Origin of the sequence: Rhodococcus phenolicus, from assembly GCF_001646785.1 — a bacterium.
GTDB classification, from domain to species: domain Bacteria; phylum Actinomycetota; class Actinomycetes; order Mycobacteriales; family Mycobacteriaceae; genus Rhodococcus; species Rhodococcus phenolicus.
The window spans coordinates 19,215-35,540 of sequence record NZ_LRRH01000008.1; the positions used below are offsets into that span (position 1 = coordinate 19,215).

Here is a 16,326-nt window from a genome sequence, read left to right on the forward strand (position 1 = left end):
GCACCGCCTTCGGTTCCGCTACGGGGCGAGCGCGTCCCGGATCGCCGCGGCCGTTCCGTCGAGCACGCTCCGGTTGGGGGTGCGCGGCACGGCGCGCAAACCGAAACCGTCCCCGCGCCGGCGCGGGATCACGTGCAGGTGGACGTGGAAGACCTCCTGACCGGCGGCCTCCCCGTCGGCGAGGAAGAGGTTCACACCGTCGACCGGCAGGGCGCCCGAGCGCAACGCGGTGGCGATACGCCGCCCCGCGTCGAAGACCCGGGATCCGTCCTCGGGGTCGAGTCCGCCCAGTCCCGGCGCGTGACGCTTCGGAACCACGAGCAGATGCCCGGCCGTGAACGGCCGAATGTCCATGAACGCGATCACATCCGGCTCGTCGAGCACCACGCTGGCCGGGGCGTCGCCCGCGACGATCGCACAGAACACGCAGCCGGTCACGGCAACCGGGTCACGTTCACGCGACACCCGGCACGGACGCCGGACGACGCACCACGTCGAGGATGCGCATCAACTGCGCTTCGACTTCCGGGCGATCCCGGACCGCGTCGTCGCTGTGCGCGAGGTAGAGCATCGCTTCCTCGATCGCTGCCAGCAACAGGTGTGCCAGCACGGGCGAGGCCTGCTGGGACTCTCCGTTCTCGCGGGCGATCGCGGTCAGCGTCCGCTCGATCCGGCCGATCGTCGAGTTGCGGTGGGTTTCCCGCACCTCGGTCCAGCCGAGCACGGCCGGCGCCTCGATGAGCAGCAGCCGTCCGGTCGCCGGGTCGTACACCGAGTCCAACGCCGCCATCACCGTCCGGCTCAAGCCCTCCCACTTGGTCGCCTCGGACTTGTGGGCACCGAGGGTCGCCTCGGCCTCGAGCTGAATCCGCTCGATGACGCCGCGGAACAGCTCCCGCTTGTTCGCGAAGTGGTGATACAGCGCGCCGCGGGTCACGCCCGCCTGCACCACGATCTCCTCGGTTGCGGCGGCCGCGTAGCCGTCCCTCAGGAAGATCTCCTGGGCGGCGTCGAGGAGTGCGGCACGGGTGCGCGCCGCGTCTCTGATCCGCCCGGAGTTCTCGTGCTTGTCGGACAATTTCTTCTCCCCTGTTTTTTCTGTTACCCGATCGAACGTCCCCCCGGGCGTGCGACGCGGCTGGTTCAGAGAATGGGAGCCGGCGTGTACTTCGCCGCCTCCGGATAGCGCCCGACGAGTTCCTGCACGGCGTCCACCACGGACGTCACCTGTGCTTCGGCCGCACCGACGAAGGCCGAGCGGTCGGCGAGCGCGGCGTCGAGAGCCTCGCGGTCGAGCGGCAGACGCTCGTCGGCGGCGAGACGGTCGAGCAGATCGGGTTCGCGGCCCTGCTCGCGCATCGCGAGCGCCACCGCGACCGCGTGCTCCTTGATGACCTCGTGGGCGGTCTCCCGCCCGACACCGGCCCGCACCGCCGCCATCAGCACCTTGGTTGTGGCGAGGAACGGCAGGTAGCGGTTCAGTTCCTTCTCGATCACCGCAGGATAGGCGCCGAACTCGGCGAGCACCGTCAGGAACGTCTCCATCTGGCCGTCGATCGCGAAGAACGCGTCGGGCAGCGCGACGCGGCGCACCACCGAGCAGAACACGTCGCCTTCGTTCCACTGGGCTCCGGCCAGCTCCGCGGCCATCGACGCGTAACCGCGCAGCACCACCTGCAGACCGTTGACGCGCTCGCACGACCGCGTGTTCATCTTGTGCGGCATCGCCGACGAACCGACCTGCCCGGGCTGGAAGCCCTCGGTGACCAGCTCGTGGCCGGCCATCAGCCGGATCGTGTGGGCCAGCGACGACGGACCGCTGCCGACCTGGACGAGCGCGGAGAGCACATCGTGGTCCAGCGACCGCGGGTATACCTGCCCGACGCTGGTGAAGACGTGGGAGAAACCGAGGTGCTCGGCGACCTTCTGCTCGAGCTGCTCGAGCTTGCCGGCGTCCCCGTCGAGCAGGTCGAGCATGTCCTGAGCGGTGCCCATCGGGCCCTTGATGCCGCGCAGCGGGTAACGGTCGACGAGTTCCCGCAGGCGGGTCAGCGCGATGAGCAGTTCGTCGGCGGCGGACGCGAACCGCTTGCCGAGGGTCGTGGCCTGCGCGGCGACGTTGTGGGAACGACCGGCCATGACCACCGCCGAGTACTCGGTGGCACGTTCGGCGAGCCGCGCAGCGATCGCGACGCCGTGCGCGTGCACGTGTTCAAGCGACCGCAGTACCTGCAGCTGCTCCACGTTCTCGGTCAGATCGCGGCTGGTCATGCCCTTGTGCACGTGCTCGTGTCCGGCGAGCGCGTTGAACTCCTCGATGCGGGCCTTCACGTCGTGGCGGGTGACGCGCTCGCGAGCGGCAATCGAGTCGAGATCGACCTTGTCGACGACACGCTCGTAGTCGGCGAGCGCCTCGGCCGGAACGTCGATACCCAGCTCCGCCTGTGCCCTCAGCACCGCCAGCCACAACTGCCGTTCGAGCACGATCTTGTGCTCCGGTGACCACAGTGCCCGGAGGTCGGGGCTGGCGTATCGGGTTGCAAGGACATTCGGGATCAGGCTCACAACCACACAGTTTACGGGTCCGGGGCTACGGATCCGGTTCGGCAGGCGGCGCGACGCTCCCGACGACATCGAGCAGGATGCCCCGCGCGAGCCCGCGCGGATCGGGATCGAGCTCGCCGAGTGCGCCGAGGACGGCACCGTCGACGGCCGCGACCAGCCTGCGGATCTGCGTCGGCTCCACAGTTCGGCCGCATCGTTCCAGCAGGTCGGTGAGCAGTTCGTCGATCTGCCGGCGGGCGTGCAGCTGGACGTCGCGCAGCTCGGTGTGCCGGGCGGTGGCGACGCAGCGCTCGTACCGGGAGATCAGTTGCTCGCGCTCGAGCTCACCGACACCGCGCGGCCCCACCAGCAGGTCGACGATCAGCTCCGCGGTCGACTCCAGACTGCGGTGGAGGGGGGTCACCTCCTCGACCCGCGCACGCATCAGGTCCAGCTCGCGACTGGAGTTGTACTCGAAGGCGCACACGACGAGCTCGTCCAGGGATTCGAAATAGTAGGTCGTGGACGCGAGAGGCAGGCCCGCCCGGTTCGCGACGGCGCGGTGGCGGACCGCGTCGATTCCTCCCTCGAGGATCAGTTCGGCTGCCGATTCGACGAGCGCCTGGCGGCGCCGCTCGCCTTTCGGTGTGGCAGCTGTCGTCACCCTGTCATCGTGACAGTCCGGGCCGTTCCACCAGGGGAAAACGGCCGGACGCACGACCTTCGACTCACGGCACGGCGTGCCGTCGGGACGAGTGCAACCAGGCGCCCAGGCGCTCGAGGGCGGACTCGATGTCGGCGGTCGCCCCCGCGAACGACAACCGGACCGTCTCGTCACCCCGGACGGTGTCGAAGTCGATGCCCGGGGCGAGTGCGACGCCCGTGTCGTGCAGCAGTCGCGAACACCATGCGGTGGAGGTCTCGCCGGGCCGCAGCAGGTGCGCGACGTCCGCATACACGTAGAACGCGCCGTCGGCGGGGGCGAGCTTCGTGATGCCCATCGCCAGCAGTCCCCGCAACAGCAGGTCTCGGTTCGCGGCGTAACGCGCGACGTGCCCGTCGAGTTCGGCGCGCGCCTCGGCACCGAATGCCTCGATCGCCGCGTACTGCGAGATCGACGGAGGGCACACCGTCATGTTCGACGCCAGCCGCTGCAACGGCCGCTGCAGGGACTGCGGCACCAGAATCCAGCCGAGCCGCCAGCCGGTCATCGAGAAGTACTTCGACACCGACCCGACGACCGCCGATTCGCGGGAGGTCGACCACGCGGTGGAGGTGGCCGGTGTGCCCGGGGTCGCGAACTCGATGCCGTGATAGATCTCGTCGGAGATCAGCAGGGCACCGTGCTCGTCGCACCACCGCGCCAGCGCGGCCAGCTCGGCCGGTTCGATCATGGTGCCGGTCGGGTTGGCGGGGCTCGCGACGATCAGACCTGCGGGCGGGGTGTCGAGCGCGTCGAGCATCGCGACGGTCGGCTGGTAACGGGTCTCCGGGCCGCAGTCCAGCTCGACCACGTTGCACCCGAGCGCCGCGAGCGTGTTGCGGTACGCCGGATATCCGGGCCGTGCGACGACGACGGTGTCACCGGCGTCGAACGCGGCGAGGAACAACAGCGTGAACGCACCCGACGAACCGGTGGTCACCACGACGTCGTCGGCGCCGACGTCGATGCCGTACCGGTCACGGTGGTAGCCGGCGATCGCCTCGCGCAGCGGCAGGATCCCGAACGTCTCGGTGTAGCCGAGCAGTTCGGCGTCGATCGCACGGTGGGTCGCGCGCAGCACCGGCGCGGGTGCCGGCGTCGACGGTTGCCCGGCGGCCAGCGACAGGACGTCGCCGTGCGTGCGCTGACGCTCGGCCGCGGCCTTCCACACATCCATGACGTGGAAGGTCTCGATGTTCGATCGCCGGGATTCGTTACGCACCCTGCCGACGGTAGTCCCCGCCGGCCGGGCGACGAGCACGAGGTCAGACGGTGATGCGCCCCTCGACGGCGGCGAGGCCGATGTCGGTGCGGAAATGACCGCCCGGCAGCTTGATTCCGCCGAGCGTCGCGTATGCGTGGTCACGGGCCGCGCTCAGGTCGGCACCCACTCCGACCACACTGAGCACGCGACCGCCGGCCGAGACGACCCCGCCGGCATCGCCGACCTTGGTCCCGGCGTGCAACACGCCCTCGGCGTCCGCGCCGGTGATGACGTCGCCCGTGCGGGGGCTGGCCGGGTAGTACTCGGCGGCCAGCACGACCGTCACCGCGGCACCGTCGCGCCAGCGCAGCGGCGGCAGGTCCGCGAGGACTCCGGTGGCGGTCGCATTCAACGCCTCGCCGAGCGGGGACTCGAGCAGCGCGAGGACGGCCTGAGTCTCGGGGTCACCGAACCGGCAGTTGAATTCGACGACGGCCGGGCCGTCCTTGCCGATCGCGAGACCGGCGTAGAGCAGGCCGGAGAAACCGCAGCCACGGTTCACGAGTTCCGCGGCGACCGGCTTGACGACCTCCTCGACGATGACGTCGACGGTCTCGGCCGGCAGCCACGGCAGCGGCGTGTACGCACCCATGCCCCCGGTGTTGGGACCGGTGTCCCCGTCCCCGACGCGCTTGTGGTCCTGCGCCGGCAGCAGCGGCACCACCGTTTCACCGTCGACGAGGCAGAACAGCGACACCTCGGGTCCGTCGAGGAAGGATTCGAGCAGCACCGGATGCCCGTTCTCGAGGATCTCGGCGGCGTGGTCGCGCGCCGCGGCGCGGTCGGTGGTGACGACCACGCCCTTGCCGGCGGCCAGGCCGTCGTCCTTGACGACCCAGGTCGGGCCGAAGCGGTCCAATGCCTCGTCGAGCACGCCGGGCGAATCGACGACCTCGCTGTGCGCGGTCCGCACACCGGCGGCGTTCATGACGTCCTTGGCGAAGGCCTTCGACCCTTCGATGCGGGCGGCCTCGGCGGACGGGCCGAAGCACGCGATGCCCGCGGCGCGTACCGCGTCGGCGACACCGAGGACCAGCGGAACCTCGGGCCCGATCACCACGAGGTCGACGTTCTGCTCCTTTGCGAGCGCGACGACCTGCTCGCCGGAGGCCGCGTCGACCGGGAACTGTTCGGCGATCTGCGCGATGCCGGCGTTGCCGGGCGCGGCGAGCACCGCGGTCACCCCGGGGTCGCGGGACAGAGCCAGGACGAGAGCATGTTCACGGGCACCGGAGCCGATAACGAGTACGCGCACGCAGCACAGACTACGGGACCGCAGGGTCCCGGCTTTCCGGCCGGGCGGGCCACCGGATCCGCACCCCGGAAAGTCGCCGGCGCACGGATTGCCCGCGCGCGGCTGCCCATCCGGGGTGCGGCCACTGCTCGCGACCGGACGCGCGCCGACGCGAAGATCGCGCTTATCCTCCCGGATATGGCTTCCGTGTTCAGCATGATCATCGCCGGCGACCTGCCGGGTCGCTTCGTGTGGCAGGACGACGACGTCGTCGCCTTCCTCACCATCAACCCCCTCAACCCGGGTCACGTGCTCGTCGTCCCCCGCGAGGAGGTGGACCACTGGCAGAACATCGACGACGCGCTCTGGGCCAAGGTCAACGACGTCGCCCGCATCATGGGCCGGGCCGTGTGCGCCGCGTACGACTCCCCTCGCGCCGGCCTGCTGATCGCCGGCCTGGAGGTTCCGCACCTGCACCTGCACGTGTTCCCCGCCTACGACCTGGGTGACTTCGACATCTCGAAGGCCGAGCGCGATCCGTCGCCCGAGGCGCTCGACGAGGCCCGCGACAAGGTGCGCGCGGCGCTGCGGGATCTGGGTTACGGCGCCAACGTCCCGGCCTGAGCCTCGGGGACCGCGGGTTCCACGCGGTCCCGGCCGTCGCCGTGCGGGTCGTCCAGGAACTGCGCCAGATGCATCCACGACGTGGTGCGCGCGGTGGGTCCGGTGAGCAGACCGAGGTGACTGCCGGGCGCGGTCGCGAACCGGACGGCCGCGTTCGGCAGGACTCCGGTGATCGCCTCGACGGACGGGACCGGCGCGAGGACGTCCTCGGTGCCGGCGAGTGCGAGGACCGGCGCGGTGACCGCGGCGAGATCGATCGTGCGATTCCCGAAGCGTGCCTTCCCGGACGCCAGGTCGTTGGCGACGGTCAGGCGCATCCCCATCTCGTGGAACAGCTGTCCCGGGTAGCCGAACATGCCGGCCTGGAACCGGTCGACCGATTCCATCCGGGCCAGCTGGTCGGCGTCGGTGATGTTGCGGACGATGAACCACGGCCGCCGCAGTTCCCGTTCGAGCGCGGTGGCCCGATAACCGATCTGCACGAGCGGCGCCGGGACCCCACCGAGGATGCGTGAAACCCCGGCCAGCACGGGATCGCCGACGTATCGGCCCGCGATCCGGGCGAGCGCGACCAGCGGGATCTGCGCGTAGTCGATCGGGGTGCCGAACGCGGTGATCGACCGGATCGGAAGCTCCGGGTGCGCGGCGGCGGTGAGCAGCCCGAGCGTCCCGCCGAGGCTCCACGCGACGAGGTCGACGTCGCGGTTGCCGCTGAGCTCGGACACCCGGTGGATCGCCTCGGGCACGATGTCGTCGATCCACATCTCGAACCCGAGGTCGCGGTCGTCGTGGTTCATCGGCCCGTAGTCGAGGACGTAGACACTGCGGCCCAGGTCGACCAGGAACTGCACGACGCTCTGGTCGGGCATCAGGTCGTAGCAGCTCGACGGTGCGGCGAGCGGGGTGACGAGCAGCACCGGGTCCCCGGCCCGATCCGGGCCGAACCGGCGCAGGGTGCGGTGCGGGCCGTCGCCGACGATCACCGACGGGGTGCGGTGCGGCGGCGCGATCCCGTCGGAGACGAACAGCGACCACGCGTTGCCCGCAGCGCGGAATGCGATCTCGGTCGCACTGCGTGCCATGTCGGTGATGCCCATCGTCGGTGTGCCTCCAGGGTTGCGCGGCCTGCTCCGCAGACACGGTAACGGAGGAACTTACCGAAGAGTCAGTCCACCCGGCGGCGCGGCAGCAGCACCCGGAACGTCGCGCCGTGCCCGACCTCGCTGTCCACCTCGACGGTGCCGCCGTGTGCGGCGACCAGCGCCGCGACGATCGACAGGCCGAGTCCGCTGCCACCCGACTCGCGGGTGCGCGAACTGTCGACCCGGTAGAAGCGTTCGAACACCCGCTCCCGATCCGCTTCGGCCAGGCCGGGCCCGGTGTCGGCGACCTCGAGCACCGCATCGTCGCCGACCGTCCCCACCCGCACCGTGACCGCCGCATCCGCCGGGGTGTGGGTGATCGCATTGGTGACGAGATTGTCGACGACCTGCCGCAGCCGCACCGCGTCGCCGAGCACCTCCGGGGTTCCCGGCCCGTCGATGATCCCGACTCCGATCGTCCGGTCCGGTGCGACGGCACGGGCACCGTGCACGGCGTCGGCGGCGAGCGCGAGCAGATCCACCGGCTGCCGCTCGATCGGCCGCTGCGCGTCGAGCCGGGCCAGCATGAGCAGATCCTCGACGAGGATTCCCATGCGCCGGGACTCGTTCTCGATCCGCGTCATGAGCAGATCGGTGTCGCGGCTGGCGCCCTGCCGGTACAGCTCCGAGAAACCGCGGATCGTGGTCAGCGGCGTGCGTAGCTCGTGCCCGGCGTCGGCGACGAAGCGGCGCATCTTCTCCTCCGATCGGCGCGCCGACTCCTCCGACGCGGCGGTCGCGGCGAACGCCGACTGGATCTGCGCGAGCATCGTGTTCAGCGCGACCGACAACCGCCCCACCTCGGTGCGCGGATCCCGCGCGGGTACACGTTCGTGCAGATCACCGCCCGCAATCGCGACCGCGGTGCGTTCCACCTCCCGCAGCGGGCGCAGGCTGCGCCGGACGACGAAGTAGCCGGCGACCCCGAGCACGACCAGGACGGCGGCGCCGATCCCGACCTGCAGCACCACGAGCCGACCGACGGTCTCGTCCGTCTCGTCCAGGCTCATCGCGACGGTGGTGGTGCCGCCGTCCGGGTTGACGGTGGTCAGCAACCGCCATCGGGTGTCGGATCCGTCGACGGATCCGACGGTCACCGGGTCCGGCGCCGGGGCGTCCGGCAGATCCGGCGAGGCCGACCGGTCGTTGATCGTGACCCGCACCGTGCCGTCCGGGTTCGTGACCCGCACGTAGAACGGGCTCGGCGGTCGTTCCGGCCCGACCGCCGGAGGCGGCAGCTCCGGGTGTGCACCGAGCGGCCTGGCCCAGCCGTGTGCGGCGTCGTGCAGGTCGCGGTCGATCCGGCTCAGCAGCGACCCCTGCAGCGCGGACGTCACCGCGACCCCGGACGCCAGCAGACCGAGTCCCGACAACACCAGCAGCGCGGCGACGAGGGTGAATCGCAGCGGGAGCGCGGGCAGGCGGCGCATCTACTTCGGCTCGCGCATCACGTAACCGACGCCGCGCAACGTGTGGATGAGGGGCGTGTCGCCGGTGTCGACCTTGCGCCGCAGATACGACACGTACGACTCGACGACACCGACCTCTCCCCCGAAGTCGTAGTTCCAGACGTGGTCGAGGATGCGCGGCTTGCTGAGCACCGTGCCCGCGTTGACCATGAAGTACCGCAGCAGCGTGAACTCGGTGGGCGAGAGCGACACCGGCTGCCCGGCCTTCCACACCTCGTGGGTCTCGTCGTCGAGTTCGATGTCCGCGAAGGTGATGCGCGACGACCGGTCGGCCTCGGACACCTTCCCGGCGCGCCGCAGGATCGTGCGCAGCCGCGCGATGACCTCCTCGAGGCTGAACGGCTTGGTCACGTAGTCGTCCGCGCCGAGGGTCAGGCCCGAGACCTTGTCCTCCACGGTGTCCTTCGCGGTGAGGAACAGGACGGGGGCGTCGGAGCCATCGGCACGCAGCCGGCGCAACATCCCGAATCCGTCCATACCGGGCATCATGACGTCGAGGATCACCGCGTCCGGCCGGAACGTCCGGGCACGGTCCAGTCCCTCCGCACCGTTGGAGGCGGTCTCGACCTCGAACCCCTGGAACTTGAGGCTCACCGACAGCAGTTCGACGATGCTCGGCTCGTCGTCGACGATCAGGATTCGGGCTTCGGGAACGGTCACGCCGTCCATTGTCTCGGGACCGGCTGCACCGTCGCTGCCGGTTTCCTGTGAGAACGCTGGGAGTGTCGGGTGCCCGTGAGAATGCGGCCGTGCCGGGCGCGCCTCGCACAGGTGTCGGACCGCGGTGTTAACAATGGGGGCATGTCGTGCTCCGCCTGCCTCGCCGAACTGGACCACTGCCACGGAACCCTCGTGGTGCACTCCACCGTCGAGATCGAGTGCACCGATCCGGACTGCATCGATCTGGCCTCGGTCCGCCACAGCCTCGTGATCGACTGCTCGGAACTGTCCGCCGGCTGCGGCTGCACCGAGCTGCGGATGTCCGTGACGGCGCTGCGAGCTTCCTGATCCGGCCGGCCCAGGAAAAGTTCGCTAGACTACAGACCGTCGATCGACATCCGGACGAGCGCACCGTACCCGGCCAGCGACAAGACGGTGCACAGGAGCTCGTCATGGCTTGGATCGTTCTCGTCGTCTCCGGTGTCCTCGAAGCGGTGTGGGCCACCGCGCTGAGCCGCTCGGCCGGATTCACCCGCCTCGGCCCGACCGTCCTCTTCGCCGTCGCCCTGCTGATCAGCATGGCCGGTCTCGCCTACGCGATGCGCACGCTGCCGGTCGGCACGTCGTACGCGATCTGGGTGGGGATCGGCGCGGCCCTGACCGTCGGGTTCGCGATGATCACCGGCGCCGAAGGCGTCTCGGTCGTCAAGGTCCTGCTCATCCTCGGGATCGTCGGCTGCGTCATCGGGCTGAAAGTCTTGCACTGAACCGACTTCCGCGCAATCGCTGCGGTTAGAGTGAGCGCATGAATCTGGCGTCCGCGCTCGCATTCCCCCTCCGGGTCGGCCTGACCGCGGCGGACACCGCGCTCGGACTCGCGGAGTCCGTCATCGGCACGGTCCGCGTGGCGGTCTCCCCGACCACCTATTCGACGCTCGGCGCGGTCGGCCTCACCGACACCCGCGGGACGCTGGGACTGCTGCAGCAGGTGTCGGCGCTGGCGTCGGACGACCGCCCGCTCGCGAATGCGCTGCGTGCGGGTGGTCCCCTCGACCGGCTTCTCGCGCCGGGCGGCGCGGTGGACCGGCTCACCGCACCCGGCGGCCCCCTCGAACGCCTGCTCGAGGAAGGCGGTCCGCTCGACCGGATCACCGCACCCGGCGGACCGCTAGACCGGGTCCTGGCCGACGACGGCGCCCTCGACCGGCTGCTCTCGGAAGGTGGCCTGCTCGATCGGCTCACCGCGGTCGACGGCCCGCTCGAACGCCTGCTCGCGCGCGAGGGCGCGGTCGAGCGGCTCACCGCGCCGGGCGGCATCGTCGACACCGCGATCAAGCCGGGCGGCGTCGTCGAACGTGCCCTCGCAGAGGGCGGCGTGCTCGACGTCCTGCTCTCCGAACGCGGCGCCCTCGAACGCCTGCTCGCCGAAGGCGGGCCGCTCGACCAGATCGTCGCGCTGTCGGAAACCCTCGCCCAGCTGACCCCGGGTGTTCAGCAGATGGGTGCGAGCATCGACCTGCTGCAGGAAACCGTGGAGCTGCTGCGCGGCGCCGTCGGACCCCTCGGCGACCTCGCCGGGAAGCTGCCCGGACGGTGGCTGCGCAGCGGCGGCAAGGGCGAACTGCCCCCGCCCGTCTGACCACGGATGGACAACCGAGCATCCGACACCGAATCGACCGAGGACGGACATGAACGGCAAGAGCCGCAGCACATCGAACATTCGTCTCGGCGTGGCCGTGGCGACGACGGTGCTCGTCACCACAGCTCTGGCGCTGGTCGCGGCGGACATCCGGTCCGGATCCGGGGTCGGGGCGGACGCATGGCGGGCGGACCCGATCGGACCCGACGACCTGGCCGGGTGAGGCGAGCCCGCACACGCAGCGATCGTGGAGCCCCCTGTCGGGATTGAACCGACGACCTTTCGCTTACAAGGCGAGTGCTCTACCACTGAGCTAAGGAGGCAGTGGAGCGCGCTCATCATATAGGCACCGCGCGTGCCGCGCGCCACCGCCCGGTTTGGTTACGGTGGGTTGCATGATTCACCCGGTACAGACCCTGATCCCGGTCCCTGGGGGCGCGCGACGGTGAATGTGCTGAGTGCGGTTCTCGGAAAACTCGTTCTGGATCGCCGGGCGACCGTCGACGCCGTGACCGCGGCGCCGGCACCGCTGCAGCCGATCGATCTGACGGACGATGCGACCGTCGCCGAAGCCCTCGACGTCGCGGTCCGGGTCGGTGAGGTGCTCCTCGCCGCCGGTACGGGCGCGATCGACACGTCGGACCAGGTGCAGTTCGTCGCGGCGACCTACGGGCTGGCCCGGTGCGACGTGGACGTCACCTACAACTCGATCGTGCTGTCGGCACATCGCGGTCCGACGATGCCGCCGGCGAGCACGATGCGGATCGTGCACTACCGGTCCATGGACTTCACCCGGCTCGCGGCGGTGGACCGGCTGACGCGCCGGATCCGGCGGGATGCGATCTCACCTGCCCAGGCCCGCGAGGAACTGCTCGCGATCACCTCCGCCCCGCACCCCTACCACCGGTGGGTCGCGACGTTCGCGTGGTCGGCGATGGCCGCGTCGATCGCGGTGCTGCTCGGCGGTGGCCTGCTCGTCGCGGCGGTCGCGTTCGCGTCGACGCTGGTGATCGACCGGGTGAACCGGTACCTCAACGGGCTGGGTCTGCCGTTCTTCTTCCAGCACCTGGTCGGCGGCATCATCGCGACCGCCCCGGCGATCACGCTGTACGCGTTCCGGGAACAGCTGGGCGTCTCGGTGTCACCGGGACTGATCATCGCGGCCGGGGTGACGGTGCTGTTGTCGGGCCTGTCGCTGGTCGGTTCGGTGCAGGACGCGATCACGGGTGCACCCATCACGGCGTCGGCCCGGTTCTTCGAACTGGTCATGATGACCGGCGGGATCATCGCGGGCGTCGCGACGACGCTGCGGGTTGCCGCCGTGCTGGGTTCGGAACTTCCGGTCATCAGCTATGTCGCGCCCCCGGATCTGACCCAGTTGCCGACGAAGGTCGCGGCCGGTGCCGCCGCGTCGCTGTTCTTCGCGCTGGCCTGTTATGCCGAGCGGCGGGCGCTGACGGCGGCGGCGCTGGGCGGTGCGACCGGCGCGCTGGTGTATCAGCTGGCGCTGGGGTTGAACGTGGGTCCGATCATCGCGTCGGCGACCGCCGCGACGGTGGTCGGCTTCGCCGGTGGCCTGATGGCCCGCCGCGCCCTCACTCCGCCCTTGGTCGTCGCGGTCGCCGGTATCACACCGCTGCTGCCCGGCCTGGCGCTCTATCGCGGCCTGTACGCGATCCTGCAGTCCGAGCTGCTGGTCGGGCTGACAGCCCTGTTCGCCGCGTTCGGGATCGGCTGCGGGCTGGCGGCCGGGGTCACGCTCGGCGAGTGGATGGCCCGTACCGCGCGTTACCCGCGGAGCATGCGCCGGTCGGGTGGGCTGCGCCGTCCGTCGCTGCGCCGGACCCGGGCGCGGCGGACGCGGGCGGATGAGCTCGCCCCGGAAACGGCGAAAGTCACGCCGCGCTTCGTTCGCTTGCGGCGTGACTTTCGGAGAAGCTGAAGGTCAGGCGTTGCCCTGACGAGCCTTCTCGTCGGCTTCCATGGCGTCGCGGAGGCTCTTCGGACGCATGTCGGTCCAGTTCTGCTCGACGTACTCGACGCACGCAGCGCGCGATTCCTCGCCGAACACGACTCGCCATCCCTGCGGGACCTCAGCGAAGGTCGGCCACAGCGAATACTGCTCCTCGTCGTTCACGAGGACGTAGAAACGGCCGTCTTCGTCATCAAATGGATTCGTGCTCATCTCGCCTCACTTGTTGCGTAGGTGTGCTGGTCGGGAATCCTACCAAGGAGCGGGAGCTCGCCATGGGCGCCCGGCGGGTTCGCCCGGCGTCGTTCCAGCACTGCACCGAGGATCTCACCGGCCCGGATCGCCGAGTTCGACAGCAGCGACGCGGTGATGCCGTGGGTCTTCTCGGTGCCGCCCTGCAGATAGATTCCGCCGTCCACGCCGGCGGGGGCGGGCAACCGGTAGTCGCGGTCGACCTGGTGCAACGGCATGTCGGCGGGCGCGAGCTCTCCGAGCAGCGGGGCCAGCGGCGCCGGCGTGAAGCCCGTGGCGAGGACGACGGCGTCGCACACGAGGGTGTCGGTGAGTCCGTCGAGTCCGCTGCGCACCTGCACCTCGATGCCGGTCGCGGTCTCGTCGATGCCGGTGACCTCCGAGGCCCGGCGCATGAACAGGCGTCGCTTGCCCGAGACGCGCTCGCGGTATTCGGTGGCGTAGATCTCGGCGATCAGGTCGGGATCGACGACCGAGTAGTTGGTGCTGCGATGCAGTTCGAGCAGCCGCTCGCGTTCCGCGTGGGGGGCAGCGTGGAGTTCGTCGACGGTGCCCGGATCGAAGATCCGGTTCGCGTAGGGGCTGTCGTCGGCCGGGCTGTACCCGAATCGGTTGAAGACGTTGTGCACCTCGGCGCCGGGGTAGTTGCTGTGCAGGTACTGCACGACCTCGGCGGCGGACTGCCCGGCACCGACCACGACGAACCGCTGGTGCACCGGCGCCGGCATCTCGGCGAGGTGGAACAGGAACTGATGGTTGTGGAAGCAGCGGGCGGATTCGGCGGCCCACTCGGGGATCCGGGCGCGCAGTCCGATACCCAGGACGATGTTGCGGGCGTGGACGACATCGCCGGACGCGGTGCGCACCGCGAACAGCTCCGCGTTGCCTGCACCCTCACGGACGGCATCGACGCCGGTGATCTCGGTGCCGTAGCGGATGTCGGCATCGACTCGCCCCGCCGCCCACTGCAGGTAGTCCTGGAACTCGTGACGCGTGGGGAAGAAGGTCTGGTGATTCACGAAGTCGACGAGGCGACCGCGATCGTGAAGGTACGAGAAGAAGCTGTAGCTGCTCGTCGGATTCCGGAAGGTCACCAGGTCCTTCGGGAATGCGATCTGCATCGTCGCGCCTTCGAGGAGCATCCCTGGATGCCAGGAGAACGACGGCTGCTTCTCGAAGAATCGCGCCCGGACCGGGGACTCGGACGCGGCGGCGTTGTGCTCTTCGATCGCGATGCTCAACGCCAGGTTGGCGGGACCGAACCCGATACCGACGATGTCGAGAACCTCCCCCGGGGCCTCGGATTCGTCGCTGGGTGTGCTGGATCGATCGGTCATCAGTCTCTCTCGTGCTCGGGGGCCACAGCCGCAGGCGGGTTCGATCGACACGGCAAAGATAGCTCAGGCTATCCTTGGTTCGGTGAGCCTACCAATACTTGCGGTTGTGGTGGGGTGCTCCGTCCGGCGTTTCTCCGACAACGGCAACACCCCCGAAACGAGTTGAGCGCGGCGGGATCACGTTCGATCCCACCGCGCCCGGTCGTCGCGAGTCCGTGGCCTCAGCCGGCGAGGAAGTCCAGCACCACCTTGTTCACTGCCTCGGGCCGCTCGAGATATCCGTAGTGACCGGCATCCGGGATCTCCTCGTACACGGCGTTCGGGATCGCGTCGGCAACCTCCTTCGACAGGTACGCCGGGATCATCCGGTCGTCGGCGAACCCGACCGCAAGGCACGGCACCGTCACGGCACGGTAGGCGGAACGCCGATCGAACTCGCGGTCCATCGAGAGCTGCGCCCGCACACCGGCCGACGTCTTGCCCCCGGTGAACTCGAAGACGTCGAGCCAGTCCCGCGCGGTGTTCACGTCCACGAGCGAGGCCGGCGACAGGTTCATCACCGCGGTGACCGCGGCCCGGTACTTGGCCGGCAGTTCGACACCGCTGTCGAACAACTGGCGCTCCCCCTCCGTCAGGGTCAGCTGGAACTGGTCCATCCGGGCGTGCCCGGCAAGGAATACGGCCTTGCGCACGAGATCCGGCCGGGCCAGCGCGAGTTCCTGCGCGACACGCGCACCCATCGAAGTGCCGACGACATACGCCGGCCCGCCGAGCAGTTCGATCAGACCGGCGGTGTCGGCGACGAGGTCGTCGATCGTCATTCCCCCGACGCTCTCCCCCGACGGCGCGATCCCGCGATTGTCGAACGTGGCGACCCGGTACCCGGCCTTGACCAGCGCCGGCACCTGATGCAGGTCCCACACGCGGCCGGGGCTCCCCGTTCCCATGATGAGTACCACGAGGTCTCCGGTCCCCTTGACCTGGTAGTTCAGCGGGATTCCGTTGATCGTCGCGATGGGCATGAAGACCTTCCTCGAAAGATGTCGCTGCGTGACGGCCACGGGGGCACGAGCGCACGGGCCGGGTCCACCGTACCGCGCGGCCCGGTCGCACCGAACGGACCGCGAAAGCCCGCCGGCCGGTGGCGGACGGCCGGCAGCGCGGTGCCCCCTGATCGATACAGACGCCACCCGGCGCGCGGAGCTCCGGGCGCGGCTGGCGTGCGGCTGTTCGATTCTCCTAGAGTCGAAGTACGAATGACCTGCTCGAGCCGAGCAGCACTCCCGGGAGGAAACACCATGGCCGCCGACGTGACCACCGACAACGACATCGCCGACGAGGACCTCGAGCCCGTAGCCGAACAGACCGCACGGCAGGCGCAGCGCGTCGTCGCGGCCTACGCCGAAGACGCCGACGAGTGCCGCATGCTGCTGTCGATGCTCGGCATCGGACCGACCGACAAGTCGAACTGACCGTCCGCTCCGAA

Annotated in this window: 19 protein-coding genes, 1 tRNA gene and 1 riboswitch; of the genes, 7 read left to right on the plus strand and 13 right to left on the minus strand. The window is 69.9% G+C overall.

Annotated features, from left to right (window positions below; translation table 11 throughout):
* Positions 1-18 precede the first annotated feature (18 nt).
* The 6 genes from A8G15_RS03200 to purD form a co-directional block, all read right to left on the minus strand.
* Positions 19-438, minus strand: a complete 420-nt coding sequence (locus A8G15_RS03200) for an HIT family protein (RefSeq protein WP_068155651.1) — start codon at positions 436-438, stop codon at positions 19-21.
* A 16-nt stretch (positions 439-454) separates the two neighbouring features.
* The gene (locus tag A8G15_RS03205) at positions 455-1,078 is read right to left on the minus strand and encodes a TetR/AcrR family transcriptional regulator (RefSeq protein ID WP_245687691.1); all 624 of its coding nucleotides are present in this window, start codon (positions 1,076-1,078) and stop codon (positions 455-457) included.
* A 65-nt stretch (positions 1,079-1,143) separates the two neighbouring features.
* The gene (purB, locus tag A8G15_RS03210; protein WP_068155271.1) at positions 1,144-2,565 is read right to left on the minus strand and encodes an adenylosuccinate lyase; all 1,422 of its coding nucleotides are present in this window, start codon (positions 2,563-2,565) and stop codon (positions 1,144-1,146) included.
* A 25-nt stretch (positions 2,566-2,590) separates the two neighbouring features.
* On the minus strand, positions 2,591-3,208 hold the full coding sequence (locus A8G15_RS03215; protein WP_068155273.1) for a TetR/AcrR family transcriptional regulator: 618 nt from the start codon (positions 3,206-3,208) through the stop codon (positions 2,591-2,593).
* Positions 3,209-3,272: 64 nt separating this feature from the next.
* Positions 3,273-4,469 carry a pyridoxal phosphate-dependent aminotransferase gene (locus A8G15_RS03220; protein WP_068155275.1) on the minus strand — a complete coding sequence of 399 codons (1,197 nt, stop codon included), beginning with the start codon at positions 4,467-4,469 and terminating at the stop codon, positions 3,273-3,275.
* A gap of 43 nt (positions 4,470-4,512) precedes the next feature.
* Positions 4,513-5,766 carry a phosphoribosylamine--glycine ligase gene (purD, locus tag A8G15_RS03225; protein WP_068155277.1) on the minus strand — a complete coding sequence of 418 codons (1,254 nt, stop codon included), beginning with the start codon at positions 5,764-5,766 and terminating at the stop codon, positions 4,513-4,515.
* Between the two features lie 177 nt (positions 5,767-5,943).
* Between purD and A8G15_RS03230 the strand changes: the two genes are divergently transcribed.
* Positions 5,944-6,369 (plus strand): HIT family protein, encoded by a 426-nt coding sequence (locus A8G15_RS03230; protein ID WP_068155278.1) that lies wholly within the window; start codon positions 5,944-5,946, stop codon positions 6,367-6,369.
* Here the strand turns inward: A8G15_RS03230 and A8G15_RS03235 are convergent.
* From A8G15_RS03235 to A8G15_RS03245, 3 genes are all read right to left on the minus strand, one after another.
* On the minus strand, positions 6,345-7,466 hold the full coding sequence (locus tag A8G15_RS03235) for an alpha/beta fold hydrolase (RefSeq protein ID WP_156665236.1): 1,122 nt from the start codon (positions 7,464-7,466) through the stop codon (positions 6,345-6,347). The genes A8G15_RS03230 and A8G15_RS03235 overlap by 25 nt on opposite strands.
* A 68-nt stretch (positions 7,467-7,534) precedes the next feature.
* Positions 7,535-8,941 carry a sensor histidine kinase gene (locus A8G15_RS03240; RefSeq protein ID WP_068155280.1) on the minus strand — a complete coding sequence of 469 codons (1,407 nt, stop codon included), beginning with the start codon at positions 8,939-8,941 and terminating at the stop codon, positions 7,535-7,537.
* Positions 8,942-9,640 (minus strand): response regulator transcription factor, encoded by a 699-nt coding sequence (locus A8G15_RS03245; protein ID WP_425415059.1) that lies wholly within the window; start codon positions 9,638-9,640, stop codon positions 8,942-8,944.
* Positions 9,641-9,781: 141 nt separating this feature from the next.
* On the opposite strand from A8G15_RS03245, the gene A8G15_RS03250 reads away from it, so the two are divergent.
* The 4 genes from A8G15_RS03250 (at position 9,782) to A8G15_RS30400 (ending at position 11,502) form a co-directional block, all read left to right on the plus strand.
* Positions 9,782-9,988, plus strand: a complete 207-nt coding sequence (locus A8G15_RS03250; protein WP_068155283.1) for a hypothetical protein — start codon at positions 9,782-9,784, stop codon at positions 9,986-9,988.
* 33 nt (positions 9,989-10,021) lie between these two features.
* Positions 10,022-10,082: riboswitch (guanidine-III (ykkC-III) riboswitch) on the plus strand.
* Positions 10,083-10,092: 10 nt separating this feature from the next.
* Positions 10,093-10,407, plus strand: coding sequence for a DMT family transporter (locus A8G15_RS03255; protein ID WP_068155285.1), 315 nt, complete (start codon positions 10,093-10,095; stop codon positions 10,405-10,407).
* Positions 10,408-10,445: 38 nt separating this feature from the next.
* The gene (locus A8G15_RS03260) at positions 10,446-11,279 is read left to right on the plus strand and encodes an ABC transporter (protein ID WP_068155286.1); all 834 of its coding nucleotides are present in this window, start codon (positions 10,446-10,448) and stop codon (positions 11,277-11,279) included.
* Positions 11,280-11,328: 49 nt separating this feature from the next.
* Complete coding sequence (locus tag A8G15_RS30400; protein ID WP_156665237.1) at positions 11,329-11,502, plus strand: hypothetical protein; 174 nt, start codon at positions 11,329-11,331, stop codon at positions 11,500-11,502.
* Between the two features lie 25 nt (positions 11,503-11,527).
* Here the strand turns inward: A8G15_RS30400 and A8G15_RS03265 are convergent.
* Positions 11,528-11,602, minus strand: a tRNA-Thr gene (locus A8G15_RS03265).
* Positions 11,603-11,733: 131 nt separating this feature from the next.
* On the opposite strand from A8G15_RS03265, the gene A8G15_RS03270 reads away from it, so the two are divergent.
* Positions 11,734-13,221, plus strand: a complete 1,488-nt coding sequence (locus tag A8G15_RS03270; protein ID WP_082899641.1) for a threonine/serine exporter family protein — start codon at positions 11,734-11,736, stop codon at positions 13,219-13,221.
* Positions 13,222-13,224: 3 nt separating this feature from the next.
* Here the strand turns inward: A8G15_RS03270 and A8G15_RS03275 are convergent, their stop codons facing one another.
* From A8G15_RS03275 to A8G15_RS03285, 3 genes are all read right to left on the minus strand, one after another.
* Positions 13,225-13,464 carry an MbtH family protein gene (locus A8G15_RS03275; protein WP_068155287.1) on the minus strand — a complete coding sequence of 80 codons (240 nt, stop codon included), beginning with the start codon at positions 13,462-13,464 and terminating at the stop codon, positions 13,225-13,227.
* Positions 13,461-14,840 (minus strand): lysine N(6)-hydroxylase/L-ornithine N(5)-oxygenase family protein, encoded by a 1,380-nt coding sequence (locus A8G15_RS03280; protein WP_068155289.1) that lies wholly within the window; start codon positions 14,838-14,840, stop codon positions 13,461-13,463. The genes A8G15_RS03275 and A8G15_RS03280 overlap by 4 nt, the downstream gene beginning before the upstream one ends.
* Before the next feature lie 221 nt (positions 14,841-15,061).
* Positions 15,062-15,862: an alpha/beta fold hydrolase gene (locus A8G15_RS03285; RefSeq protein ID WP_068155291.1), complete on the minus strand. Its 801-nt coding sequence runs from the start codon at positions 15,860-15,862 to the stop codon at positions 15,062-15,064.
* Between the two features lie 276 nt (positions 15,863-16,138).
* Between A8G15_RS03285 and A8G15_RS31025 the strand changes: the two genes are divergently transcribed.
* On the plus strand, positions 16,139-16,312 hold the full coding sequence (locus A8G15_RS31025; protein WP_169833852.1) for a hypothetical protein: 174 nt from the start codon (positions 16,139-16,141) through the stop codon (positions 16,310-16,312).
* The last annotated feature ends 14 nt before the right edge of the window (positions 16,313-16,326 follow it).

Excerpts from the sequence above, each read along its gene's own strand:
- A8G15_RS03280 (WP_068155289.1), bottom strand. The coding sequence starts at position 14,840 with ATGACCGATCGATCCAGCACACCCAGCGACGAATCCGAGGCCCCGGGG.
- A8G15_RS03235 (WP_156665236.1), bottom strand. The coding sequence starts at position 7,466 with ATGGGCATCACCGACATGGCACGCAGTGCGACCGAGATCGCATTCCGC.
- A8G15_RS31025 (WP_169833852.1), top strand. The coding sequence starts at position 16,139 with ATGGCCGCCGACGTGACCACCGACAACGACATCGCCGACGAGGACCTC.
- A8G15_RS03285 (WP_068155291.1), bottom strand. The coding sequence starts at position 15,862 with ATGCCCATCGCGACGATCAACGGAATCCCGCTGAACTACCAGGTCAAG.
- A8G15_RS30400 (WP_156665237.1), top strand. The coding sequence starts at position 11,329 with ATGAACGGCAAGAGCCGCAGCACATCGAACATTCGTCTCGGCGTGGCC.
- A8G15_RS03260 (WP_068155286.1), top strand. The coding sequence starts at position 10,446 with ATGAATCTGGCGTCCGCGCTCGCATTCCCCCTCCGGGTCGGCCTGACC.
- A8G15_RS03255 (WP_068155285.1), top strand. The coding sequence starts at position 10,093 with ATGGCTTGGATCGTTCTCGTCGTCTCCGGTGTCCTCGAAGCGGTGTGG.
- A8G15_RS03250 (WP_068155283.1), top strand. The coding sequence starts at position 9,782 with ATGTCGTGCTCCGCCTGCCTCGCCGAACTGGACCACTGCCACGGAACC.
- A8G15_RS03275 (WP_068155287.1), bottom strand. The coding sequence starts at position 13,464 with ATGAGCACGAATCCATTTGATGACGAAGACGGCCGTTTCTACGTCCTC.
- A8G15_RS03230 (WP_068155278.1), top strand. The coding sequence starts at position 5,944 with ATGGCTTCCGTGTTCAGCATGATCATCGCCGGCGACCTGCCGGGTCGC.
- A8G15_RS03240 (WP_068155280.1), bottom strand. The coding sequence starts at position 8,941 with ATGCGCCGCCTGCCCGCGCTCCCGCTGCGATTCACCCTCGTCGCCGCG.